Origin of the sequence: Roseateles sp. YR242 (genome assembly GCF_900109745.1) — a bacterium.
Taxonomy (GTDB): Bacteria; Pseudomonadota; Gammaproteobacteria; order Burkholderiales; family Burkholderiaceae_C; genus Roseateles.
The window spans coordinates 15,282-37,342 of sequence record NZ_FOAV01000006.1; the positions used below are offsets into that span (position 1 = coordinate 15,282).

The 22,061-nt window shown below is 65.0% G+C and carries 21 protein-coding genes and 2 tRNA genes; 6 read left to right on the forward strand and 17 right to left on the reverse strand.

Going from position 1 to position 22,061, the window contains the following annotated elements:
* Positions 1-5 precede the first annotated feature (5 nt).
* Positions 6-716: a response regulator transcription factor gene (locus BMY53_RS13080; RefSeq protein ID WP_092946932.1), complete on the reverse strand. Its 711-nt coding sequence runs from the start codon at positions 714-716 to the stop codon at positions 6-8.
* A 281-nt stretch (positions 717-997) separates the two neighbouring features.
* On the opposite strand from BMY53_RS13080, the gene BMY53_RS13085 reads away from it, so the two are divergent.
* Positions 998-1,561: an META domain-containing protein gene (locus BMY53_RS13085; RefSeq protein ID WP_177200859.1), complete on the forward strand. Its 564-nt coding sequence runs from the start codon at positions 998-1,000 to the stop codon at positions 1,559-1,561.
* A gap of 137 nt (positions 1,562-1,698) precedes the next feature.
* Here the strand turns inward: BMY53_RS13085 and BMY53_RS13090 are convergent, their stop codons facing one another.
* The 9 genes from BMY53_RS13090 to uvrC form a co-directional block, all read right to left on the reverse strand.
* Positions 1,699-2,454 carry a GGDEF domain-containing protein gene (locus BMY53_RS13090; protein ID WP_177200860.1) on the reverse strand — a complete coding sequence of 252 codons (756 nt, stop codon included), beginning with the start codon at positions 2,452-2,454 and terminating at the stop codon, positions 1,699-1,701.
* Entirely contained in the window at positions 2,444-2,743 is a 300-nt protein-coding gene (locus BMY53_RS25945; RefSeq protein ID WP_177200861.1) for a CrpP-related protein, read from the reverse strand. Before BMY53_RS25945 ends, BMY53_RS13090 begins: the two co-directional genes overlap by 11 nt.
* Before the next feature lie 329 nt (positions 2,744-3,072).
* Positions 3,073-3,148: transfer RNA gene (locus tag BMY53_RS13095), tRNA-His, on the reverse strand.
* A gap of 92 nt (positions 3,149-3,240) precedes the next feature.
* Complete coding sequence (locus BMY53_RS13100) at positions 3,241-5,172, reverse strand: peptidylprolyl isomerase (RefSeq protein WP_092946935.1); 1,932 nt, start codon at positions 5,170-5,172, stop codon at positions 3,241-3,243.
* An 86-nt stretch (positions 5,173-5,258) separates the two neighbouring features.
* Positions 5,259-5,334: transfer RNA gene (locus BMY53_RS13105), tRNA-Val, on the reverse strand.
* A gap of 151 nt (positions 5,335-5,485) precedes the next feature.
* The gene (locus BMY53_RS13110; RefSeq protein WP_092946936.1) at positions 5,486-5,758 is read right to left on the reverse strand and encodes an HU family DNA-binding protein; all 273 of its coding nucleotides are present in this window, start codon (positions 5,756-5,758) and stop codon (positions 5,486-5,488) included.
* 258 nt (positions 5,759-6,016) lie between these two features.
* Positions 6,017-6,583 (reverse strand): CDP-diacylglycerol--glycerol-3-phosphate 3-phosphatidyltransferase, encoded by a 567-nt coding sequence (pgsA, locus tag BMY53_RS13115; protein ID WP_092946937.1) that lies wholly within the window; start codon positions 6,581-6,583, stop codon positions 6,017-6,019.
* Positions 6,584-6,852: 269 nt separating this feature from the next.
* Positions 6,853-7,413 carry a hypothetical protein gene (locus tag BMY53_RS25950; RefSeq protein ID WP_177200862.1) on the reverse strand — a complete coding sequence of 187 codons (561 nt, stop codon included), beginning with the start codon at positions 7,411-7,413 and terminating at the stop codon, positions 6,853-6,855.
* The gene (uvrC, locus tag BMY53_RS13125) at positions 7,400-9,388 is read right to left on the reverse strand and encodes an excinuclease ABC subunit UvrC (protein ID WP_092947146.1); all 1,989 of its coding nucleotides are present in this window, start codon (positions 9,386-9,388) and stop codon (positions 7,400-7,402) included. Before uvrC ends, BMY53_RS25950 begins: the two co-directional genes overlap by 14 nt.
* Positions 9,389-9,702: 314 nt before the next feature.
* On the opposite strand from uvrC, the gene earP reads away from it, so the two are divergent.
* A complete protein-coding gene (gene earP, locus BMY53_RS13130; protein WP_092946938.1) occupies positions 9,703-10,824 on the forward strand; it encodes an elongation factor P maturation arginine rhamnosyltransferase EarP in 1,122 nt (373 codons plus the stop codon).
* Between the two features lie 185 nt (positions 10,825-11,009).
* Complete coding sequence (efp, locus tag BMY53_RS13135; RefSeq protein WP_092946939.1) at positions 11,010-11,564, forward strand: elongation factor P; 555 nt, start codon at positions 11,010-11,012, stop codon at positions 11,562-11,564.
* Between the two features lie 185 nt (positions 11,565-11,749).
* Here efp and BMY53_RS13140 read toward each other — a convergent pair whose 3' ends face one another.
* The 7 genes from BMY53_RS13140 to BMY53_RS13170 form a co-directional block, all read right to left on the reverse strand.
* The gene (locus BMY53_RS13140; RefSeq protein WP_143074063.1) at positions 11,750-12,109 is read right to left on the reverse strand and encodes a hypothetical protein; all 360 of its coding nucleotides are present in this window, start codon (positions 12,107-12,109) and stop codon (positions 11,750-11,752) included.
* Between the two features lie 64 nt (positions 12,110-12,173).
* Complete coding sequence (locus BMY53_RS13145) at positions 12,174-13,034, reverse strand: 2OG-Fe(II) oxygenase (RefSeq protein WP_092946941.1); 861 nt, start codon at positions 13,032-13,034, stop codon at positions 12,174-12,176.
* A gap of 39 nt (positions 13,035-13,073) precedes the next feature.
* Positions 13,074-13,859, reverse strand: coding sequence for a peroxide stress protein YaaA (gene yaaA, locus BMY53_RS13150; RefSeq protein ID WP_092947147.1), 786 nt, complete (start codon positions 13,857-13,859; stop codon positions 13,074-13,076).
* A gap of 225 nt (positions 13,860-14,084) precedes the next feature.
* Complete coding sequence (locus BMY53_RS13155; protein ID WP_092946942.1) at positions 14,085-15,431, reverse strand: TolC family outer membrane protein; 1,347 nt, start codon at positions 15,429-15,431, stop codon at positions 14,085-14,087.
* Positions 15,432-15,475: 44 nt separating this feature from the next.
* Positions 15,476-15,805, reverse strand: coding sequence for a rhodanese-like domain-containing protein (locus BMY53_RS13160; protein ID WP_092946943.1), 330 nt, complete (start codon positions 15,803-15,805; stop codon positions 15,476-15,478).
* A gap of 21 nt (positions 15,806-15,826) precedes the next feature.
* Positions 15,827-16,480: a protein-L-isoaspartate O-methyltransferase family protein gene (locus tag BMY53_RS13165; protein WP_092946944.1), complete on the reverse strand. Its 654-nt coding sequence runs from the start codon at positions 16,478-16,480 to the stop codon at positions 15,827-15,829.
* A 48-nt stretch (positions 16,481-16,528) separates the two neighbouring features.
* Entirely contained in the window at positions 16,529-17,212 is a 684-nt protein-coding gene (locus BMY53_RS13170; protein WP_255370181.1) for a TetR/AcrR family transcriptional regulator, read from the reverse strand.
* A 322-nt stretch (positions 17,213-17,534) separates the two neighbouring features.
* Here BMY53_RS13170 and BMY53_RS13175 point away from each other — a divergent pair, with 322 nt between their 5' ends.
* The 3 genes from BMY53_RS13175 to BMY53_RS13185 all read left to right on the forward strand — a co-directional run bounded on the left by BMY53_RS13175 (position 17,535) and on the right by BMY53_RS13185 (position 22,029).
* Entirely contained in the window at positions 17,535-18,362 is an 828-nt protein-coding gene (locus BMY53_RS13175; RefSeq protein ID WP_092946946.1) for an undecaprenyl-diphosphate phosphatase, read from the forward strand.
* The gene (gene map, locus BMY53_RS13180) at positions 18,301-19,263 is read left to right on the forward strand and encodes a type I methionyl aminopeptidase (protein ID WP_092946947.1); all 963 of its coding nucleotides are present in this window, start codon (positions 18,301-18,303) and stop codon (positions 19,261-19,263) included. The genes BMY53_RS13175 and map overlap by 62 nt, the downstream gene beginning before the upstream one ends.
* Before the next feature lie 147 nt (positions 19,264-19,410).
* Positions 19,411-22,029, forward strand: coding sequence for a [protein-PII] uridylyltransferase (locus BMY53_RS13185; protein WP_092946948.1), 2,619 nt, complete (start codon positions 19,411-19,413; stop codon positions 22,027-22,029).
* Positions 22,030-22,061 lie beyond the last annotated feature (32 nt).

Sequence of the window (22,061 nt, forward strand, 5' to 3'; positions counted from 1 at the left end):
GGGCCTCAAGCCATCAGCCGGCTGCTCTCGGTCATGGGACGGCGCGCAGCCGCGGCGCGCACCGGTTGCCACTCCGGCGCAGGCACGATGCCGCGCTGGGCAGCCACCACGATCGCCTTGGTCCGGTTGCCAACGCCCAGCTTGGAGAAGACCGCCTTCATGTGCGTCTTGACGGTGCCCACCGCCAGATCCAGCTCGTTGGAAATCTGCTTGTTGCAGTAGCCCACCGCCAGCAGGCTGAGCACATCCCGCTCTCGCGAGGTGAGGCTGGCATTGGTCAGGCTGTCGGCCAGCACGTCGGACACTTCCCGGCCCATGTAGCGCAGGCCTTGCGCCACCCCACGGACGGCATCCAGCAGCTCGTGGATGCCACCGCCCTGCACCAGGTAACCATGCACACCGGCGGCCAGCGCCGCGCGCACATCCCACTCCTTGGCCTGCCCGCTGATCACCAGCACGCGTGCGGGCTGTGAGAACGGCCCCTGCTCGCGGCGCTGCTGGGCGCGGGCCAGTTCCACGCCAGACGCATAGTCGGCGACGTGAACCACAGGTGCGGACGTGGATGGGGATGCGATGGATGCCGCGCCGGGTTGCGGCGGGGCATTGGTGCTCAGCACCAGCATGTCCGGTTGCTGGGACAGGATGGCTTCAAGGCCGGCAGCAAAGATTGGATCTCCGTGCGAGACCTGAACGCGGATCGGGGCAACAGTTTTCATCACAAACTCCTGGTGGTGGCGGCGATCCGGTTGGATCGGTGGAGAACCCAGGTGAATGTTGTGCGCGGACTGTTGATCGCTGGTTACCGCAGCCTTGGCGAGCGATTACAACCGTAATCCCCGCCTCCCCATAAGAGTGACAGACAGGGAGACGGCCAGCACGCCTCCCCGCTGCGCAGTGTCCACACAGAGTAATCCTGAAGAGAGGGCAAGCCGTCGACTGAGACAAGGATCCAGCCGCTTGGGCTAAGCTGAGCCCATCCCCACATGGAGAAATGACCATGCCGAAGAATTTCCCGCAGATGTCCGCGCAGTCTTCCCTGACGATTTGCGAACCCACCGCACGGCGCTTTGGCGCTCTGACTCTTTTGCCCATGATGGCCTGCGTGCTTGGCGCTGCGGCGTTGTTGAGCTTGACAGCATGCGCCGCGCAGAACACCGGCGCCACCACCCCGGCGGGCAACTTCCCACACACCTCCAAGTGGGACCAGAAAACCTGGGTGGTGACCGCCTTGGGCGGCAGCGACCTCCCCACAGACGGACCTCGCCCCACGTTGAGCATCAAGGACGGCGTGGCCTTCGGCACCGACGGCTGCAATCGCTACCGCCGCGCTCTCAAGCCAGCTTCCGATGTGCCGTCTGCGCTTCGATTTGATGAGGCGGGCGCTGCGTCCACGCGCATGGCTTGCCCCGGCCCTGCAGACGCCGTGTCACGCGACTGGAATACCGCACTGAATGCCACCCGGTCGGTGCGTACCGAGCCCACCCGGCTGACGTTCATCGACCAGAGCGGCAATGTGATTGCGCGCCTGGCGCCGGCACCTGACGAAGCCACCAACCGCTGAGCTCATTCTGCTGAGCCCCCCTGAGCTCACGGCGTCGAGTTCATTGCGCTGACTTCACCGTCCTCGGTTTGCCTCGACACCCCTGTCGGGCGGACGCAGCTCGCCATTTGGAGCGGCTGCGCCACCCGGCCGCCGCCTCATGTCGATATCTGGCGGGACGCGGCGGCGGGATCCAACGGACGTACGCGTGCACGTTTCGATGCGTACATGGCAGCATCCGCCTTCCTCAGCAGCGACTCCGGCAGATCGCCATCCTCGGGGAAGGTACTGGCACCGATGCTCACGCTGGGTGTCAGCATCTCCGTACCCACGAAACACGGCTGGGAGACGGCGCGCGCAATCTTGTCGACAAAGCGGTCCAGCCGCCCTTGCGGAATATCGCCGGCAACGATCACGAACTCGTCACCACCCAGGCGGCAGACGGTGTCGCTTGCCCGCAGGGTGGCCTTCAGCGTGATGGCCACATGCAACAGCAGCAGGTCACCCACGTCGTGCCCGAAGCGGTCGTTCACCGCCTTGAAATCATTCAGGTCCAGGAAGAGCACGGCCAACGGCGTGGCGTGACGCTTGGCCAACGCCAGCTCATGCGTCAGGCGGTCCCACAGCACCACGCGATTGGGGAGTTGCGTGAGTTGATCCGTTTCCGAGGCGTGGATGGCGTCCTGCAACGCCGAGTTCGCGGTGTCAGCTTCCAGCGCCGCTCGCTGGGTCTGGTCGTGAAGCGCCAGGTAAAGGCGTTCGTTCTCCTGAACCAGCCAGTAAAGCGCGCCCAGGGATTCTTCGCTGCGCGCGTGTGAGATATCGAGCCGAATCGAGGCCAGCAAGGCTTGCGCATCAGAGATCTCTCTCTGAAGGAGTTGCAAGCGCTCGGTGTCCTGGGGCTCAGTGCTCATCCTCGGTCCTATGCGACTTCCCTCGAGACGACGCTTCTTCATCCACCTTGGTCTGGGCCTCATGGCCGCTTTGCCAGGCGTCCTTGCGCTCGCTCCACAGCGCGGCGCTTTCGCCGGTGGTGGCCGGCATATTGCGCGGCTCATCCATCGGGTTTTCCGACGACTCGCCCCCGCGGGCGGCAGCCTTCGCACCCTGCCGCTGCAGTTCCACCCGCTCGGCAACCGCCAAGCCAGTGGGATCGGTCGTCGGGCGGTGTTTCCTCAAATGCGACTTGGCACTGCGCTTCATCTTCCGCTCCATCGGCCCTCTTACCGACCATCAGAAGCCCATTAGGCGCTTAATAACCGTCAAGCGAGCATTGCAATCAAGAATCCCTGGGGCAGGTGTCTGCACCCATTGGATCCTTAGTGGGTATTCCCTGCCTTCACCCGCGTTTTCAGGGCTGAAACGGCGGTCTTTGGAAACTTCAAATCCCCGTGCGGGAATCGGAGCTTCACGGTGAGGCTGATAGGGAGTTCAAGCCGGGCTGGATCTCACGAAGAACATCCAGGCCAAAAAGCAAAACGCCGACAAGACGTTTGTCCTGTCGGCGTTTTTGGCATTGCTGCCTTATTCGGTGGGGTGGCTGATGGGACTCGAACCCACGACGACCAGAATCACAATCTGGGACTCTACCAACTGAGCTACAGCCACCGGCGAAGAAAGAGATTATGGCCCAGTTTTCTCTCTGTAGGAAGCTTCTTTTGAAGATTCTTCAAAGTTTTTTTGGGCCTGTCGATGAATGATCAATGTGCAGCCGCGGATGCGGCGTCGGGCGCGGCCAGCGACTTCAGTACGGCCGGCTTGATCGCCGCCTTGTATTGCGTCTTCAAGGCACCATAGAACGACATCATTTCTGCGGCCGCCCAGGTTTGCGCATATTGGTCCGAAGCCCGCTTGGGGTCAATCAGCGCCGGGTCACGCGGCAGCAGTTTGTTGATGCGCACCACCAGGTACTGGCCATCACCGGTGTCCACACCTGCATAAGCCGGCAGCTTGGACGCATCGGTGCGCAGCACCTGGTCCAGCGCCTTGCCCGGCAGGCCGCCCGGCTTGGCGCGGGACACGGTGATGACCTCACCCAGGCCCTTGGCATCGCCGCCCTTTTGCAGCTCGGCCAGACGGGCTTGGCCCGCCTTGGTGGCGGCTTCCGTGGCGTGCTGCTGCACCCAGGCCGCCGTCACGGCCGGCTTGACGTCCGCCAGGTCCGGCACACGGGCCGGATGGTGCGCCACCACACGGGCAGACACCAACTGGCTCGAACCCGTTTCCACCGCCTGGGTGTTGCGCTTGTTGTTCAGCGAGTCGTTGCTGAAGACAGCATCCAGCAGCTTGGTCGAAGCCAGCACACCCGTGGCATCTGCAGCAGGCTTGCGCTGCACAGTGGCCTTTTGGATGGTCAGCTTGAACTTGTCAGCCGCCGGCTTGAGGCTGTCGCTCTGCTCGTAGACGGTGTTGCCGAATTCGTCTGCGATCTCGGTGTAACGCTTTTGCGCCATGTCCTTGCGCAGCGCCGCTTCAATCTGGCCGCGCACTTCTTCCAGCGCCGGCACCTTGCCGCCACGGATCGCCGTCAGCTTGATGATGTGGTAGCCGAACTCGGACTCCACCAGGTCGCTGATCTCGCCTTCCTTGAGCTTGAAGGTCGCGTCCTGGAAGGGCTTGACCATCGCACCCTCGCCGAAGAAGTCCAGGTCGCCGCCGCGCACCGCGGAGCCACTGTCGTCGGAGTTCTTCTTGGCCAGTTCGGCGAAGCCAGCCGGATTCTTGCGGGCCTCGGCCAGCAGCGCTTCCGCCTTGGCCTTCGCCTTGGCCTTGTCGGCCGCCGACATGTCCGGCGTCAGCTTCACCAGGATGTGGCTGGCCCGGCGCTCTTCAGGGGCCTTGTAGTTGTTGGCGTTCTGCTTGTAGTACTCGGCCACATCCGTCGGGTTGACCGTCAGGTTGGCCGTCAGCGAGCCCTGGTCCAGCACCACGTATTCGATGTCGGCCGTTTCGGCCTGCTGGAACCGGGCGGAGATCTTGGTGTCCTTGTAGAAGGCTTCCAGATCGGCATCGGTGGGCTTGAGCGTGGCCGCGAAGTCCTTCACGTCAAAGCGCTGGAACTGCACTTCACGTTGCTGCAGGAAGGCATCAAAAGCCAGCGAGGCGCTGGATTCAGTGGGCAATGCGCTCGTCGCGATCGGACCCAGCACCTGGTTGGACAGGGCACCCTGGCGCACACGCTGGAACAGGCCATCGGCCGTCAGGCCCATCGCTGCCAGCATTTCCTTCTTGAAACCACCGGACGGGTCGAACAGGAAAGCGAACTGCGGGTCGGTACGGATGATCTCGTGGACCTGCTGGTCGGTCAGGCTGCGGCGCTCCTTCTCCACAGCCACGTCCATCACACGCTCACGCAGCACGTTTTCCAGGATGTTCTTGCGCATCTCCGGCGTGTCGAACAGCTTGGGGTCGACATTGGGCGACTGCTGGCGCATGCGCTCCTGCTGGTCTCGCTGGGCAGCGTCCCACTCGGCCTGCGTGATCTGGCGATCGCCCACGGTGGCCACGGCAGCGTTGTTGCCATCCATGAAGCGGCTATAGCCCTCCACGCCCAACAACACGAAGGAAGGCAGGATCAGGATCAGCAGCAGGAACTGAAACAGCCGCGTGTGCTTGCGAACGAAATCAAACATCAACAACCTCAGATGAGCCTTGCACACATACGACAAAGGCGAACCATGGTTCGCCTTTGCGCTGCGCGGCATTCGAGCCTCGGGATTGGTGGGCGCTGACGGTCTCGAACCGCCGACCTACTCCGTGTAAAGGAGCCGCTCTACCAACTGAGCTAAGCGCCCGAGGATTCTGTCTCGACCCGTTTTGAAGCAGCACCCGCAGGTGCTTGCGTTTCTCTTCGAGCCGGGGGCGAAGCCTACCAGAAACTGGGGGCTCCAAAACTGGAACAGCCTGCCCAACCGTTACAAAAAACGGAGCAAGCCGCGAGCGGCATCAGTTCACCGCGTCCTTCAATGCCTTGCCGGGGCGGAACTTCGGCACCTTGGCCGACTTGATCTTGATCGTGTCGCCGGTACGGGGATTGCGGCCGCTACGCGCAGCGCGCTTGCTGACGCTGAAGGTGCCAAAACCCACCAGCGACACCGTGCCGTTTTTCTTGAGCGTGGTTTTCACCCCTCCGATCAAAGCTTCCAGCGCACGCCCGGCGGCGGCCTTGGAAATATCCGCCTGCTTGGCGATGTGCTCGATCAATTCGGACTTGTTCACGAAGGTACCCCCTCTATGGTTTCAACGCGGGGGCACGCCACCCTGGCGGTCTCCGCACGACCCGATCCGGCTGCGCTGCACAGGGGGGAAAACGCCCCAGGCCCCGTGACAGCGCGGGAAGCGGATTCTAGACGGATTCACTTCCGCGCCCGATCAGGGAAAAGTCCCGATACCAAGGGTCGCCCCGCCAGTCGCCCAGGCGATGGCCGCTTGACCTGTATCAATGATTTTGATGAGAAACACCGCAGCGCGGAGGGATCAGCGCACCTTGGCGCGAATCTCAGGCAGGGCCTTTTGCAGGTAATAGACCATCGACCAGATGGTCAGCACCGCCGCCAGATAGATCAGCCAGGTGCCGCAGAGCCGGGTGTTGATCACGCCGAACAGGACGCCGTCATACAGCAGGAAGGGGATGGCCACCATCTGCACGGTCGTCTTGAGTTTGCCCAGCATGTGGACCGCCACGGAACGGGAGGCGCCAATCTGCGCCATCCACTCCCGCAGGGCGGAGATCGCAATCTCACGCCCGACGATGACCAGCGCCACCAGCGCATCCACCCGCTGCTGTTCCAGCAGCACCAGCAGGGCCGCACAGACCAGGAACTTGTCGGCCACCGGGTCCAGGAAGGCACCGAAGGACGAGGTCTGATTGAGCTTGCGGGCCAGATAACCATCCGCCCAGTCGGTCAGCGCCACCAGGATGAAGAGCACCGTCGCCACCAGGTTCTGATGCGCGGGGGTCATCTGCAAATGGAACAGCCCCACGATCAACGGGATGGCCACAATGCGGGCCCAGGTCAGCAGGGTTGGCAGGGTCAGGAACATGGAGGGGATTGTGCCCACCTTTTACGGCTTCACGTCCCGTTGTTGAGGGATTGAGCGCAATCAATTCCTTCCGCACCGCTCGACCGCCCCGCCGGCACGCCTCCCGCACGCGCAGCGCGCGTGTGACCGGGCACCCTCGCACGCGCAGCGCGAGTGCGCCGGAACAAGCCCCCAGCATGGCCGCCCGTCGCTGCCCGGGCCAGCCCCCCGATGCGGCCGCCCGTCGCTGTCTGAGCAAGCACTCGGCGCGGCCACCCGTCGCTGTCCGCTCAGTCCAGCGTCCGCGGCTTGAATCGACGTTCGTTGTTGAACAGGAAGACCTCGTTGAACTTCCAGGGGCGCGGCAAGCGGCTCACATCGCCGTACGGCGCAGCTTTGCGGACGGCCGCCATGGCCAGCTCGATGGTATCGACCGCCTGGCCAGGGCGGCGCAGCACACGAATATCCCGGACCGAACCATCGCGGTTCAATTCGATTTCCAGCACCGGAATGGCCAGCAGCACGGCGGGCACCTCCCCCATGTAGGTGCGGTCCGGATTGGCGGCCACCAGCCGCAGCGCCGCCTGGTGGCGAAGCTCCTCATGCGAACGAATGGGGTGCGGTGGCTCCAGCCGCGCAGCAGCATTGGCCATGGCCGGCACCACTTCCGGCGCGGGCACAGGGCGCGGGGCCGATGGCCGTGCGGGCTCCGCACTTGTGAGAGGTGGCGCCACCGGCACACGCTGCGCCGGACCACCACACCCTGCCAGCACCACGCTCAGGCCCAGCTTGGCCGCCCAGCGCCAAGGCGCAGGTGCCGATGAAGGCCCACGCTCATCAGTGCAAGGCACGGTAGATCTCTTCAGCCAACTCACGCGAAACACCCTTCACACTGCACAACTCTTCGATGCTGGCACCTGCCACACCGCGAACCCCGCCAAAGCGTTGCAGCAACTGCGAACGCTTCTTGGGGCCCACGCCCGGCACATCCTCCAGCCGCGAACCACCGGTCCGCACGGAGGCGCGCTTGGCCCGCATGCCGGTGATGGCAAAGCGGTGGGCCTCGTCGCGGATCTGCGCCACCAGCATCAGGGCGGCGGAATCCTTGCCCAGGTAGACCTTCTCGCGTCCATCGGCAAACACCAGCTCTTCCAGCCCCACCTTACGGCCTTCACCCTTCTCCACGCCAACGATCAGCGACAGGTCCAGGCCCAGTTCCTCGAAAACTTCACGCGCCATGGACACCTGGCCTTTGCCACCGTCCACCAGCACCAGGTCCGGCAGGCGCCCGGTGCCATTCTGGGCCGCCTCTGCCATGCGGCTGTAACGACGTGTCAGCACCTGGCGCATGGCGGCATAGTCGTCGCCCGGCGTGATGCCATCGATGTTGAAACGCCGGTACTGGCTGCTCTGCATCTGGTGGCTCTCGAAGACCACACAGGACGCCTGCGTGGCCTCGCCAGCGGTGTGGCTGATGTCAAAGCACTCCACGCGAAACTTGTCCAACTCGGTGACGCTGAGGTCCAGCGCATCCACCAAGGCACGGGTGCGGGCTTGCTGGGAACCTTCCTCGGACAGCAGGCGCGCCAGCGCCAGGGCCGCCCCCTTGGCACACATCTCCTGCCAGATGCGGCGCTGGCCACGCGGCTGCGCCTGGGTGGTGACGCGATAACCAGCCTGGAGGCTGAGCGCTTCACCCAACGCCGGGCCCACCGCATGGGACAACACCAGCAGCGACGGCACATGCGCCTCCAGGTAGTGCTGGGCGATGAAGGCCTCCAGCACCTGGCGTTCCGCACTCGGCGGCACACCGCGCGGCGCGGCAACATCCACGGCCTCGCCCACGCCCTCGCCCTCGACCGCTGACCCCGACTCCTCCGGCGGCGCCATGTCCACCAGATCCTCATCGTCCAGGAAGGACACGGCAGTGGCATCCTCCACATGCTTGGGGAAGTAGGCCCGGTCACCCAGGTGACGACCGCCACGCACCATGGCCAGATTCACGCACGCACGCCCCCCCTGCAGCCGCACGGCCAGGATGTCCACGTCGCGGTCCCGCCCGGTTGCACTGTTCTCATCCACCGCCTGCTGCTGCAGCACCTTGGACAAGGCCGTGATCTGATTGCGCAGTTCCGCCGCCAGCTCGTACTGCATGCGCTCGGCGTGCGCCATCATCTGCGCCTGCAAGCCGTCCAGCACCTCCTGGGTCTCGCCCAGCAGGAAGCGCTCGGCATGGCTGACGTTGCGGGCGTACTCGTCCGTCCGCCCCTCCGGGATGCAGGGACCCGAGCAGCGATGGATCTGATAGAGCAGGCACGGACGGCTGCGGTTGTTGAAGACGGTGTCCTCGCAGGTGCGCAACCGGAACACCTTTTGCAGCAGCTGGATGGATTCCTTGACGGCCCAGGCACTGGGAAACGGCCCGAAGTAGCGATGACGCTTGTCCACCGCCCCTCGGTAGTAGCTGATGCGCGGCCAGGCATGGCCGGAAAGCCGCAGGTACGGATAACTCTTGTCATCCCGGAACAGGATGTTGAAGCGCGGGTTCAGCGCCTTGATGAGGTTGTTTTCCAGCAGCAGCGCCTCGGCCTCAGTGCGGACCACCGTGGTCTCCAGCCGGGCGATACGCGCCACCATCATGCCGATGCGGGTGCCGCCATGGTCCTTCTGGAAATAGCTGGAAACGCGGCGCTTGAGGTTCTTCGCCTTGCCCACGTACAGCACGTGGTCCTGGGCATCGAAGTAACGGTAGACACCGGGCAGCGCCGGCAGCGCCAGCACCTCGGCCAGCACGCGATCACGCACCTCACGGGCAGCGCGCTCCATGTCCCGCACGCGCTGGCCTTCGGCCACCTCGATGGCCTCGCCTTGTTCATGCCACGTATCGGCGGGGCTGTCGGCGCGGTTGTCGGCGGGCTTGTCGGCGGGCTTGTCGCTACGGCCGTCGGTGTTGCTGTCGGCGCGGTCATCCAGCAGCACCTTCGCGCCAAGGTCGCCGGGAACATTCGCGCCAGGGGCAGCCGGGGGCTCCTCAGGTTGCGCGTGGGGCTGTCGGGATGAATCGGGGTCCGGCACCGGGGTCTCCGGGTCGGTCGGGATCGTGCTCATGGGCCGGCATTGTGCCGCCGGATAATTTACCCATGGCCGAGTCTCCTGAAACCTCTCCCCGCAACGCTGCCGCCCCCACCCCCGCCATCGCCCAGCGATGGGACGTGTTCTGCCGTGTCATCGACAACCACGGCGATCTGGGCGTGTGCCTGCGCCTGGCGCGTGACCTGGCCGCGCGCGGACAGCAGGTGCGGCTGTGGTGCGACAACCTCGGCGCACTCACCTGGATGCAACCCACGGCCATTCCCGGCGTGCAGGCCCTGCCCTGGGAACAAAGCGAAAACGCCGCGCCGGCAGACGTGGTGATCGAGACCTTCGGCTGCGAGCCGCCCGCGCCTTATCTCGCTGCCATGGCAGCGCGCTGCACCGCGCCGGTCTGGATCAATCTCGAATACCTCAGCGCCGAGGACTATGTCGAGCGCAGCCATGGCTTGCAGTCGCCGCAGTTCTCAGGCCCCGGCAAGGGCCTGACCAAATGGTTCTTCTACCCGGGGTTCACCACCCGCACCGGTGGTCTGCTGCGCGAACCTGGCCTCGTGGATCAGGTCCAGACTCACCAAGACGCCCTTTGGCTGGCCGAACGGGGCTGGGGCCGCGAACCCGGCGAGCGGGTATTGAGCCTGTTCGCCTACCCCCAGGCACCTTGGGACGGCTTGCTGGACGCCCTGCCCGGCCGCTGGCGACTGCTTCTGTGCCCCGGCGCCGGACAACAGGCCGTACCCCCGCGGCTGCGGCCCGGGCAGCGGCATGTCTGCCTGCCCTACCTCAGCCAGGCCGACTACGACCGTCTGCTCTGGTCCTGCGACCTGAACCTGGTGCGCGGCGAAGACTCCTTTGTCCGGGCGCAATGGGCCGGCCAGCCCATGCTGTGGCAGATCTACTTCCAGGACGACGGGGCCCACAGTCCCAAGCTGGGAGCCTTCCTCGACCGCGCCTGGGAAGGCTCGGACGCCGCCCTGCGGGCCGACTGGCTGGCGCTGAACCGTGCCTGGAATGGCCTGGCGCCCTGGGAGCACAGCGCGCGTGCGGCGCTGGACAGCCTCCCCGCCGCCCGTGGCCAGTCATGCACCTGGCGTGCCAAATTGATGGAACAGGCGGATCTCGTCACCCAGCTCATGGGCTTTGCTTTGGGCAAGGCGGGGGTTTCGAGCTAGAATGCGAGGCTTTTCGCCGCACTGCCATGGTTGGCATGATCAGTGGGGGCGCCACACTGCCGGAGCACAGTACGGATCCGCAGGCTCAGGGAATGAGCATCTCAAGAGATGGTCATTTGACAGCCCCTTTTGGTGGGCACTGAACCGCATCCCAAGAACTGTCCCGGATTTTTCCCGGAATCATCATGAAGATTGCTCAAGAAATTCGCGCCGGCAACGTGATCATGCACGGCAAGGACCCGATGGTCGTGCTGAAGACCGAATACAGCCGCGGTGGCCGCAATGCCGCCACGGTCCGTATGAAGCTCAAGAGCCTGCTGAACAATTCGGGCACTGAAGTCGTCTTCAAGGCCGACGACAAGATGGACCAGATCATCCTCGAGAAGAAGGATTGCACCTACTCCTACTTCGCCGACCCGATGTATGTGTTCATGGACACCGAGTACAACCAGTACGAAGTGGAAGCCGAAAACATGGGCGAAGCCATCAACTACCTGCAAGACGGCATGGAAGTTGAAGTGGTGTTCTATGACGGCAAGGCCATCTCCGTGGAACTGCCCACCAGCGTGGTGCGTGAAGTGACCTGGACCGAGCCGGCCGTCAAGGGCGACACCTCGGGCAAGGTGCTCAAGCCTGCCAAGATCGCCACCGGTTTCGAAATCCCCGTGCCCATCTTCGTGGCCCAGGGCGACAACATCGAAATCGACACCCGTACGAACGAGTACCGCAAGCGCGTCTGACCCTCAGATCCGCTTGAAGCGCCCTTTTTCACAGGGCGCCATCAAAAAAAGCAGCCTGCGGGCTGCTTTTTTATTGCCCCTGGCACCCACCCCGGAGCGCCCCGGAGCACCCCGGAGCACCTCGAAGCATCGCCCAGAAATGCCGACGTTTGGGACCTGCGGCAATCAGCCGCAATCAGCCGCAATCAGCCACGATGAGGCACCTGATGCTTGGTCGACACTTTGGGAGTCGCCGTATGGGTGCGGTGGGTCGGCGACCCTTGATGCTTGTCTGGCACCGCCTTGCGCGTGCGCTTGGCCACCTTGGTCGGCTTGCTCGCCGGCTTGCTGACGGACTTCTTGGCCGACTTCCTGGCCACCACCTTCTTCGGCGCTGCCTTCTTCTTTGGCGCCACCTTCTGGGCGCCACCGGGCTGCGCCTGATGCGAACCCGCCACCGCCGGTGCGGTCAGATCATGCTGCGCCAACGCAGGGGCCGCCACCAGCGCGGACACACCCAGGGCAGCGCCGAGCACGGCCTTCTTGATCACAGACATCGATGTCATGAATACCTCAAATTGAAACAAGCCCGACACTGATCGGAGGGGAATCCGGGTGCGACCACTGGCCTCAGACAAATTCCCCTTGTCGCAGCCATTTCGTCGCCACCCACTTCTCACCTTCCAGCACTGGCGCGCCGCCGTGCAGGGTGAGCGTGCCAGGCTCCGGCCGGTCATAGCTGAAGAACACGGCATTGCCCTTTTGCGCCATCACGTCCAGCTTGACGTCCGGGAACACCGTGGCACCACCCCGGGTCGGCGTGTTCAGATACATCACCAAGGTGCCCACACGCTGGCCGCCACGCTGAAGGATGGCCTTGCTGCTGGCATGCCGGGGGTCGAAATAGTCATAGTGCGGCTGGTACTCGGCGCCCGCACGGTAGCGCAGCACCTGCAGGCCCTCGCCATTGCGCAGCGGCCAGTTGACCAGCGCAGCGATGCGTGCCTCGACGCGTGCCACCACATCGAACTCACCACGTTCGAAGAACATGCCTTCGCTGGTCCGCGCCGCATTGACCTCGCTGCCCTCCTTCTGGGAGGCCACCGTCTCAGAACGCGCCAGGCGCGCGCTGGCAGCGGCTGTGATGGCATCACACTCCTCTTCCGTGAGCAACCCGCCAAACACGATCACCCGGGGCCGCTGCAAAGTCATCAACACCTGCACACGGTGACCATCGGGCAGCAGCACCGAGCGGTGGTCCCCCAGGTCGGGTTCCGGCACCGAGCCAGGCTGAACCACGGGCTCAGCGACCGCCGGGAGCGCCAGCGCGGGCTCGGCCGACGGGTGTTCCTCCAGCGCCTGGCGCGCCAGGTCCGGTTGCCAGCCACTGCTCAACATGGCCTGGTAAAGCGCTTCACGGGTGATCCCGTTGTGCAGTTGCGCCTCGATCCATTGGCGCAGTTCGACGGTGAGATATTGCGAGCTGTTCATGATGCTGGCCCGTTCCCTGAGGGTGCTCCTGTCAATCGTTCAGTCCACCAGCCGCCGGCGAAACACCAGGCGGTCCGGGGTACTGACTTCCGAGGCATAAGCGTAGCCGTCCGCCGCGAAGTCCTGCAGCGCAGCTGGTGTCTGGATGTGATTCTGGATGGCGTAGCGCGCCATCAATCCCCGCGCCCGCTTGGCGAAGAAACTGATGATCTTGTAGCGGCCACCCTTCCAGTCTTCAAACTGGCATTCGATGACCCGGGGCTTGAGCGCCGGGCGGGCCGCCGCCTTGAAATACTCCTGGGAGGCCAGGTTCACGATCACCGGCGTCTGCAGCTGGATGCTGCGTTCATTGAGGTGGTCAGCAATGGCGTCACCCCAGTAGGCGTACAGGTTCTTGCCCTTGGGGTTGGCCAGCGCGGTGCCCATTTCCAGCCGGTAGGGCTGAAGCCGATCCAGCGGCCGCAGCACGCCATACAGGCCGGACAGGATGGCCAGGTGCTGCTGGGCCCATTGCAGATCGGCCAGGCTTAGCGTGGCTGCCTGCAGGCCGTCATACACATCCCCATTGAAGGCCAGCACGGCGGGCTTGCTGTTCTCGTCCGTGAAGCGGGGGGACCAGGCGGCATAACGCGCCAGGTTGAGGGAGGCCAGAGCGTCGGAGATGTCCATCATCCCGGCGATATCGGCCTGGCTCCTGGTCTTCAGCAGCTCGATCAGCGCGGCAGCCTGGGGAATGAAATGCGGCGGCGCCGACAGCGCACCCACCTCGGCCGGGGTGGGCGTGTCGTAGTCCAGCGACTTGGCGGGGGAGATCACATACAACATGGCGGCGATTGTCGCCGAGCCCTTCGCGCCTGTGATCAAGACCTGTCCCTGGGATGGCAGCAGAGCGATCTGCATGGCGCACTGCAGGACACACTTGGCGACACACTGACCCGCGCCAGGCCGTCCCGCCGCCCCCGCCCTGGCGGGGAAGCCACACCACCAGAAGGCAGGACAGCAGAAAGCAGAAGGCCGCCCTGCAGGCGGCCTTCATGTCGCCGGTGTGGCTCAGCGCGCCAGCAGGCCGTTGATGGCGGTCACATCTTCCGGACGCAGTTGGCCGGAGGCCTGGCGCAGCTTGAGGCTGTTCACCAGCACGTCATATCGGGCCTTGGCCAGGTCGCGTTGCGTGGTGTAGAGCTGGGTCTGCGCATTCAGCACATCCAGGTTGACCCGCACCCCCACCTTGTAGCCCAACTGCGTGGCTTCCAGGGCGAGCTTGGAGGAGGCCTCCGCCGCTTCATAGGCCTGCACCTGCGCCTGCAGCGACTGCACCCCGAAGAAGGCGCGCTTGGTGCCCTCCTCCACACTGCGGCGGGCAAAGTCCAGGTCATTGCGGGACTTCTCTTCCAGCGCGACGGTCTCGCGAATGCGATTGGTGATGGCACCACCGCTGTAGATGGGCATGTTCACCGCCACCGCAGCCGTCGCATTGGTCACGTTGCCGGTGTAGCTCAGGCCGGTGCCGGTCTGGCGTTGAGCGCCAAAGGTACCGGTCAGGTCCACGGTCGGCAGGCGGCCGGCCTTGGCCTTGTCAATCTCCAGGCGGGCCACGTCCAGGCCCAGTCGGGCCTTGCGGATCGCCGGGTGGCCGTCCTGCCCCGTGTTGACCCAGGGGTCCACGGTGCTCGGCGTCACGGGGGGCAATGCCACCGGGGTGGCCAGCGGTCGCGGCGCCACGCCCACACGGCCCACCAGTTGATCCAGCGTCACACCCTTGACGCGCAGGTCGTTGTCCGCGGCCAGTTCCTGGGCGGTGGCCAGGTCGTAGCGCGCCTGGGCTTCGCGGGTGTCGGTGATGGTGGCCGTACCCACCTCGAAATTGCGCTTGGCCGAGGCCAGCTGCTCGGCAATCGCGGCCTTGTTGGCGCGCGATGTGGAGAGCGCATCCTGCGCCGCCAGCACGTCGAAGTAGGCGGTGGCGATGCGGATGATCAGGTCCTGCTCGGCCGTATCCAGGTCGGACTGGGCCACTTCCACGTTCTTGCGGGCCTGCTCGATGGTGACGCTGTTGCTGCGGTTGAACAGTGCGTACGAGGCAGTCAGGCCGGCGGTGGTCACGGTGTTGCCGAAGCGGTCGCGCGACACGCTGTTGGGCGGATCCGTCTCGGTGCGCGTGGCGCTGGCGCCCACACCCAGCGTGGGTTTGTTGAGGGCTTCGGCCTGGCCCAATTGGTACTGGGCGGCATCGGCGATGGCGCGGGCGGCCAGGTAGGTCGCGTCATAACCACGTGCCGCGTCGTACACCTCCTGCAGGCTTTGCGCGTGGACCGCGCCGGCCAGGCCTAGGGCGGCCATCAACAGCGTCATCCGCGGCAGACGGCGGGTCAGGGGCGTACGGCGATCAGCGGCCATGAGGCTTCCTCGTGTCTATGTAATATTCTCGAACAGGCGATGGATCAATACCGCGGCACCGACGGGTCGATCTCCCGCGACCAGGCGTCGATGCCGCCGGCGAGGTTATAGACCACATCGAAGCCCTGTCGCGAAAGAAATGCGACGACCTGCAGACTTCGGACCCCGTGATGGCAATAAACGGCGATGGGCTGCTTGGGGTCCAGCGTCTGCAATTGCGACGGGATATCCCCCATCGCCACATGTGCCCAGGCAAGACCCGGCACATCGATACGTGCCAGCGCGACCTCCCAGGGCTCCCGCACGTCCAGCAACAGCGGCGCGGGCACCTGCCGGGCCCATGCCTGGAGTTCCTGGACATTCAGTTCCTGCATCGCGCCGTTCAGCTGCAGCGTTCAGAAATGGAAGTGCGAGCCGGTATCAAAGCCCGGCAGGCGCTCCACCACTGTCTCAAACAGGTTTTCGTGCCGGAACTCGCGCTCGCCGGTCCGGTAGATGATCTGCGCCACCATGGCCGGCTCGTCGCCGACGATCGCCGCCAGGCGGCCGCCGATCTTGAGCTGGTCCAGCAGCAGCTGCGGCACCTGGTGCACCGAGCCCGCCAGCAGGATGACGTCGAACGGCGCCTCGCCGGGCAGGCCCTGGGTGCCATCGCCCTCGACGACCGTGACGTTCAACACCCCCGCGCGACGCAGCGACTCGCGCGCCTGCGTGGCCAGCACGGGATCACGCTCGATGGTGTGCACGTGCTGCACTTTGTAACCCAGCAGTGCGGCCACATAGCCGGTGCCCGTGCCGATCTCCAGCACCTTTTCGTGGCGCTTGACCTGCAGCTCCTGCATCCAGCGTGCTTCCACCCGGGGCGGCAGCATGTGGCGGCCATGGCCCAGCGGCAGCTCGACGTCGGTGAAGGCCACATCGCGGTGGGCGGCGGGGACGAAGTCCTCACGCTTCACGACGGCCAGCAGTTCCAGCACGGAGGTATCCAGCACATCCCAGGGGCGGATCTGCTGCTCGATCATGTTGAAGCGGGCTTTTTCGAAGTTCATGTCCAGGTCCTTCCGGTGGCCCCATGGCGCACCGATGCGGGCGGTATTCTAGGCGCCGACGAGCAGGTTGCCCTCGTTGGGCGGGCGGTTGAGAAGTCCCTTGAAAAGCAGCTCCAGGTGGAGCGCGATCACGGCCTCCGGATCTTTCTTGGGTCCGAGCTCCAGTCCGCAGGCGCCCATGGAGTGCTGATGCAGCACCAGATGCAGGATGGGGCCGATCAGCACATGCACGGCAGCATCCGGGTCCACCGGGCGGAATTCCCCGCTGGCCACGCCGCGGCGGATCACTTCCGCCAGCATGGCGCAGCTCGGTTCGATCACCTCCTCCACGTAGAACGCGGCAATCTCCGGGAAGTTACGGGCCTCGGCCAGCATGATCTTCATGATCCCGCCAGCGGCGGTCAGCCCCAGGCGGGCCCACCATTCACGCATCATCCACACCAGCAGGTCCGTCATCGGCCCCTGGTGCTTGTCCAGCTCCTCCCGGCCCTCGGCGATCTTGCTGCCCAGGGATTCACGGATGACGGCCTTGAACAGCTCTTCCTTGGAGGGGTAGTAGAGATACAGCGTGCCCTTGGACACACCGGCGCGCACCGCCACCTCCTCGGACCGGGTGGCCGCGAAGCCCTTTTCGACAAACAGCGCCAGGGCCGCATCCAGCAATTCCTGCGGGCGGGCCTCCTTGCGCCGTTGACGCACCGGTAGCGGTTGCTTGGCTTGGGACATATTCATACTGACTAACCGGTCAGTACTGTAGCTTTCGCCTCGCCACCGAGCAAGCGGGGCAACACCAGGGCGATCATCTTCCGCCCTGGCGGTGATTGACTTGGTTCGTCGTCGCGACGCGGAAGCGGTCCAAAAGCTGTCCAAAAGCTGTCTTGAAGCCGTCGATAGCCTGTAGAGAGCCTGTCAATTGGCCCTCCGTACGTCATCCCACATTCATTTGCGGGTATCCAACGGTGACGTGCGGGAAGAACGGGCTTCGCCGGCCGCTATCATGCGGCGGCCCCGCCCCGATGTCCGGAAAGCGGACGGAATCCATCTGGAGTTGACGTTGGACACAGTGATGTTGATCAAAGCCGCGATCATGGGGATCGTGGAGGGCCTGACCGAATTTCTGCCGATCTCCTCGACGGGCCACCTGATTCTGGCGGGCTCCCTGCTGGGGGGCTTCAGTGACACCAAAGGCAAGGTCTTCGAGATTGCGATCCAGACCGGCGCCATTCTGGCGGTGATCATCGTTTACTGGCAGCGCCTTCGTGAGACGGCCTCAGGGCTGGGCAGCGATGTCCGCGCGCGCCGCTTTGTCATCAACGTGCTGATTGCCTTCCTGCCGGCCGTGGTGCTGGGCCTCCTGTTTGGCAAGGTGATCAAGGCCCACCTGTTCACCCCCGTGGTGGTGGCTACCACCTTCATCGTGGGTGGTTTCATCATCCTCTGGGCCGAGCGCCGCCCCGCCAGCACGGTGCGGATCCACGAGGTGGACCAGATGACGCCGCTGGACGCGCTGAAGGTGGGTCTGGTGCAGTGTCTGGCCATGGTGCCAGGCACCAGCCGATCGGGCTCCACCATCATTGGGGGCATGTTGCTCGGCCTCTCCCGCAAGGCGGCCACGGACTTCAGTTTCTTCCTGGCCATTCCGACGCTGATTGGCGCCGGTCTCTACAGCCTCTACAAGGAACGTGACGCGCTGGCGATGGCCGATCTGCCGATCTTTGCCGTCGGCCTGCTGTTCTCCTTCATCAGCGCCTGGATCTGCGTGCGCTGGCTGTTGCGCTACATCGCCAGCCACAGCTTCGTGCCCTTTGCCTGGTACCGCATTGCCTTCGGCATCGTGGTGCTGGCCACCGCCTACTCCGGCCTGGTGGTCTGGCAAGACTGACCCCTCCGCTCATGGCACCAAAACCCACTCAAGAGCCCCCAGGCAACCTCGCCACCGGGCCAAGGCGGTAAACTTACGCCCCATGACCATCACGATCAAGACAGGCGCCGACATCGACGCCATGCGCATCGCCGGCCGCCTCGCTTCCGAGGTGCTGGACATGCTCACCCCGCATGTCAAGCCGGGCGTGACGACCGAACACCTGGACAAGCTGGCCCACGACTACATCGTCAACGTCCAGCAGGCCATTCCCGCGCCGCTGAACTACCAGCCGCCCGGCTACACCCCCTACCCCAAGTCCATCTGCACCTCGATCAACCATCAGGTCTGCCATGGCATCCCCAATGATCGCCCGCTGAAGAACGGCGACATCGTCAACATCGATGTCACCGTCATCAAGGATGGCTGGCACGGTGACACCAGCCGGATGTTCGTCGTCGGTGAGGGCTCCATCGCTGCCAAGCGCTTGTGCAACTTCACCTACGAAGCCATGTGGAAGGGCATCCAGAAGGTCAAGCCCGGCATCCGCCTGGGCGACATCGGCCACGCCATCCAGACCTTCGCGGAAAGCAACGGCTTCTCGGTGGTGCGCGAATTCTGTGGCCACGGCATCGGCCAGAAGTTCCATGAAGAGCCGCAGGTGCTGCACTACGGCCGCCCCGGCACTCTGGAGGAACTGGTGGCGGGCATGGTGTTCACCATCGAACCCATGATCAACGCCGGCCGCCGCGAAATCGGCGAGATGCGCGATGGCTGGACCATCGTCACCAAGGACCGCTCGCTCTCCGCCCAGTGGGAGCACACGGTACTGGTGACCGAGACCGGCTACGAAATTCTGACCCAGTCGGCCGGCACCCCGGCCCCGCCGGCTTTCGTGCAGCCACAGACCGCCTCGGCCTGAACGCGCGGCCGCCGCGCGGGTATCCACCCACGCTGTGCGGCCCGCCCAGCACCGCCGACGTCAGCCCTCCATCACCCCCCTTCAACACCACCCACACAGCGCCGCCCGCCTCAGCGCCCTCGCCTGCAGCGGCCGACCGTCCACCTCATGAGCGCGCTCCCATCCCCTCCCGACAGCGCGCTCTCCGTGGCCGACCTGCGCCAGGACTTCAAGGCCGGCAAGCAGGCGCTGCTGCAGGAATTTGCGCGCGCCAAACCCTCCGTCTCGGCCGCCTCCCGGCTGATGCGGCTGCTGGCCCGCCATGTGGACGCCACGCTGCAGCGGCTGTGGGACTTTTCCGGCTTGGCCGCTCAAGCCCAGGACGCCGCGCTGGTGGCCGTTGGCGGCTATGGCCGTGGTGAGCTGTTCCCGCACTCGGATGTGGACGTCCTGCTGCTGTTGCCCGAGGGCCTGCAGCCCGACCAGCCCGGCCCGCTCAAGCAGGCCATCGAAGGCTTCATCACCGCCTGCTGGGACATCGGCCTGGAAATCGGCTCCTCCGTGCGCACCGTCCGCGAATGCCTGGACGAAGCGGCTGGGGACGTCACCATTCAGACCGCGCTGCTCGAATCCCGCTGGCTGGCCGGTGGCCGCCCGCTGGTGCGCCAGTTCGACAAGGCCTTCTGCCAGGCGATGGACCCGCGTGCCTTCATGCGGGCCAAGACACTGGAGATGCGCCAGCGTCACACCAAGTACGAAGACACCCCCTACGCCCTGGAGCCCAACTGCAAGGAAAGTCCGGGCGGCCTGCGCGACCTGCAGGTGCTGGTCTGGATCGCCCGCGCCGCTGCGCTGGGCAAGACGTGGCCGCAGCTCGCCGCCAAGGGCCTGATCACGCCACTGGAAGCGCGCGCCCTGCAGCGCAATGAAGGCGTTCTCAAGCTGATCCGCTGCCGGCTTCACATCGTGGCCGGCCGGCGCGAAGACCGCCTGGTCTTCGACCTGCAGACCGCCGTGGCGGAAAGCTTCGGCTATGCCTCCACGCCCTCGCTGCGCGCCTCGGAGCACTTGATGCGCCGCTATTACTGGGCGGCCAAGGCGGTCACCCAGCTCAACCAGATCACGCTGCTCAACCTCGAAGAGCAGATCAACAGTACCCGTGAAAACGGGCTGCAGCCAGTCAACGACTTTTTCCTGGAACGCTCCGGCATGCTGGAGGTCGCCACCGACGACCTCTACGAACGCCACCCGGAGGCCATCCTGCAGACCTTCGCGGTCTACCAGGAAACACCCGGCATCAAGGGGCTGTCCGCCAAGACGCTGCGCGCGCTGTATCACGCACGTGGGCTGATGAACAGCGACTTCCGGCGCGACCCGGTGAACCGCGCCACCTTCATGCGCATCCTGCGGCAGTCACAGGGGCAGACCCACGCCTTCCGGCTGATGAACCAGACCTCGGTGCTGGGGCGCTACCTCTGGGTGTTCCGGCGCATCGTTGGCCAGATGCAGCACGACCTGTTCCACGTCTACACGGTGGACCAGCACATCCTGATGGTGCTGCGCAACATCCGCCGCTTCTTCGTGCCGGAGCACACCCACGAGTACCCATTCTGCTCCCAGTTGGCGATGCAGTTCGACCGTCCCGAGGTGCTCTACATCGCGGCACTGTTCCACGACATCGCCAAGGGCCGTGGCGGTGATCATTCCGAGCTGGGGGCCGTCGAGGCCCGCCGGTTCTGCCGCGCGCATGGCCTGTCGAAGGACGATTCAGAGGTGGTGGAGTTCCTGGTGGAGCACCACCTCACGCTCTCCCGCGTGGCCCAGAAGGAAGACCTGTCGGACCCTGAAGTCATCCAGCAGTTCGCCACCCTGGTCAAGGACGAGCGCCACCTCACCGCCCTCTACCTGCTCACCGTGGCGGACATCCGCGGCACCGGCCCCAAGGTCTGGAACGCCTGGAAGGGCAAGCTGCTGGAAGACTGCTACCGCTTGACGCTACGCGCGCTGGGCGGTGCCAAGCCCAATCTGGCGGCCGAAATCGAAGGCCGCAAGACCGAGGCACGCCATGCGCTGGCCCTGCATGCGCAACTGCCGGGTACCGAAGACGCCCTGTGGAAGACGCTGGACCTCAGCTACTTCGCCCGGCACGATGCCCACGACCTGGCCTGGCACGCCCGCGCCCTCTGGCGCCATGTGGACAGCATGGAGCCGGTGGTGAGCGCCCGCCCGTCCGGCGTAGGTGAAGGCCTGCAGGTGCTGGTCTATGCGCGCGACCAGCAAGACCTGTTTGCCCGCATCTGCGGATATTTCGACGGGGCGGGTTTCAACATCCTGGACGCCAAGGTGCACACCACGCGCAGTGGTTATGCGCTGGACACCTTCCAGGTCATCGCGCCCGAGCTGGATCTGCATCACCGCGACCTGACAGCGCTGGTGGAGTCCAAGCTCACGCAGGCGCTGGTGTCCCCCAGCCCCCTGCCCGAGCCGCGCAAGGGCCGGCTCTCGCGCCGGGTGAAGAGCTTCCCGTTCACACCACGCGTGGACCTGCGGCCCGATGAACGGGCGCAGCGCTGGCTGCTGTCTGTCAGCGCCACCGACCGCGCCGGCCTGTTGTATGGCATCGCCCGTGTGCTGGCACGCCACGGCATCAACCTGCAACTGGCCAAGGTCTCCACCCTGGGCGAGCGGGTGGAAGATACCTTCTTGCTGGACGGCGCTGCGCTTCAGCAGAGCCGCATGCAGTTGCAGATCGAGAGCGAATTGCTGGACGTGCTGTCGGTCAACTAGGGAACCCCTGTATCACGCCCGCGAGCCGAGGT

Excerpts from the sequence above, each read along its gene's own strand:
- BMY53_RS13085 (WP_177200859.1), top strand. The coding sequence starts at position 998 with ATGCCGAAGAATTTCCCGCAGATGTCCGCGCAGTCTTCCCTGACGATT.
- BMY53_RS13165 (WP_092946944.1), bottom strand. The coding sequence starts at position 16,480 with ATGAACTTCGAAAAAGCCCGCTTCAACATGATCGAGCAGCAGATCCGC.
- earP (WP_092946938.1), top strand. The coding sequence starts at position 9,703 with ATGGCCGAGTCTCCTGAAACCTCTCCCCGCAACGCTGCCGCCCCCACC.
- BMY53_RS13100 (WP_092946935.1), bottom strand. The coding sequence starts at position 5,172 with ATGTTTGATTTCGTTCGCAAGCACACGCGGCTGTTTCAGTTCCTGCTG.
- yaaA (WP_092947147.1), bottom strand. The coding sequence starts at position 13,859 with ATGTTGTATGTGATCTCCCCCGCCAAGTCGCTGGACTACGACACGCCC.
- BMY53_RS25945 (WP_177200861.1), bottom strand. The coding sequence starts at position 2,743 with ATGAAGCGCAGTGCCAAGTCGCATTTGAGGAAACACCGCCCGACGACC.
- uvrC (WP_092947146.1), bottom strand. The coding sequence starts at position 9,388 with ATGGAGCGCGCTGCCCGTGAGGTGCGTGATCGCGTGCTGGCCGAGGTG.
- BMY53_RS13145 (WP_092946941.1), bottom strand. The coding sequence starts at position 13,034 with ATGAACAGCTCGCAATATCTCACCGTCGAACTGCGCCAATGGATCGAG.
- BMY53_RS13185 (WP_092946948.1), top strand. The coding sequence starts at position 19,411 with ATGAGCGCGCTCCCATCCCCTCCCGACAGCGCGCTCTCCGTGGCCGAC.
- BMY53_RS13170 (WP_255370181.1), bottom strand. The coding sequence starts at position 17,212 with ATGAATATGTCCCAAGCCAAGCAACCGCTACCGGTGCGTCAACGGCGC.
- BMY53_RS13080 (WP_092946932.1), bottom strand. The coding sequence starts at position 716 with ATGAAAACTGTTGCCCCGATCCGCGTTCAGGTCTCGCACGGAGATCCA.
- BMY53_RS13140 (WP_143074063.1), bottom strand. The coding sequence starts at position 12,109 with ATGACATCGATGTCTGTGATCAAGAAGGCCGTGCTCGGCGCTGCCCTG.
- pgsA (WP_092946937.1), bottom strand. The coding sequence starts at position 6,583 with ATGTTCCTGACCCTGCCAACCCTGCTGACCTGGGCCCGCATTGTGGCC.
- BMY53_RS13090 (WP_177200860.1), bottom strand. The coding sequence starts at position 2,454 with ATGAGCACTGAGCCCCAGGACACCGAGCGCTTGCAACTCCTTCAGAGA.
- BMY53_RS13155 (WP_092946942.1), bottom strand. The coding sequence starts at position 15,431 with ATGGCCGCTGATCGCCGTACGCCCCTGACCCGCCGTCTGCCGCGGATG.
- BMY53_RS13160 (WP_092946943.1), bottom strand. The coding sequence starts at position 15,805 with ATGCAGGAACTGAATGTCCAGGAACTCCAGGCATGGGCCCGGCAGGTG.
- efp (WP_092946939.1), top strand. The coding sequence starts at position 11,010 with ATGAAGATTGCTCAAGAAATTCGCGCCGGCAACGTGATCATGCACGGC.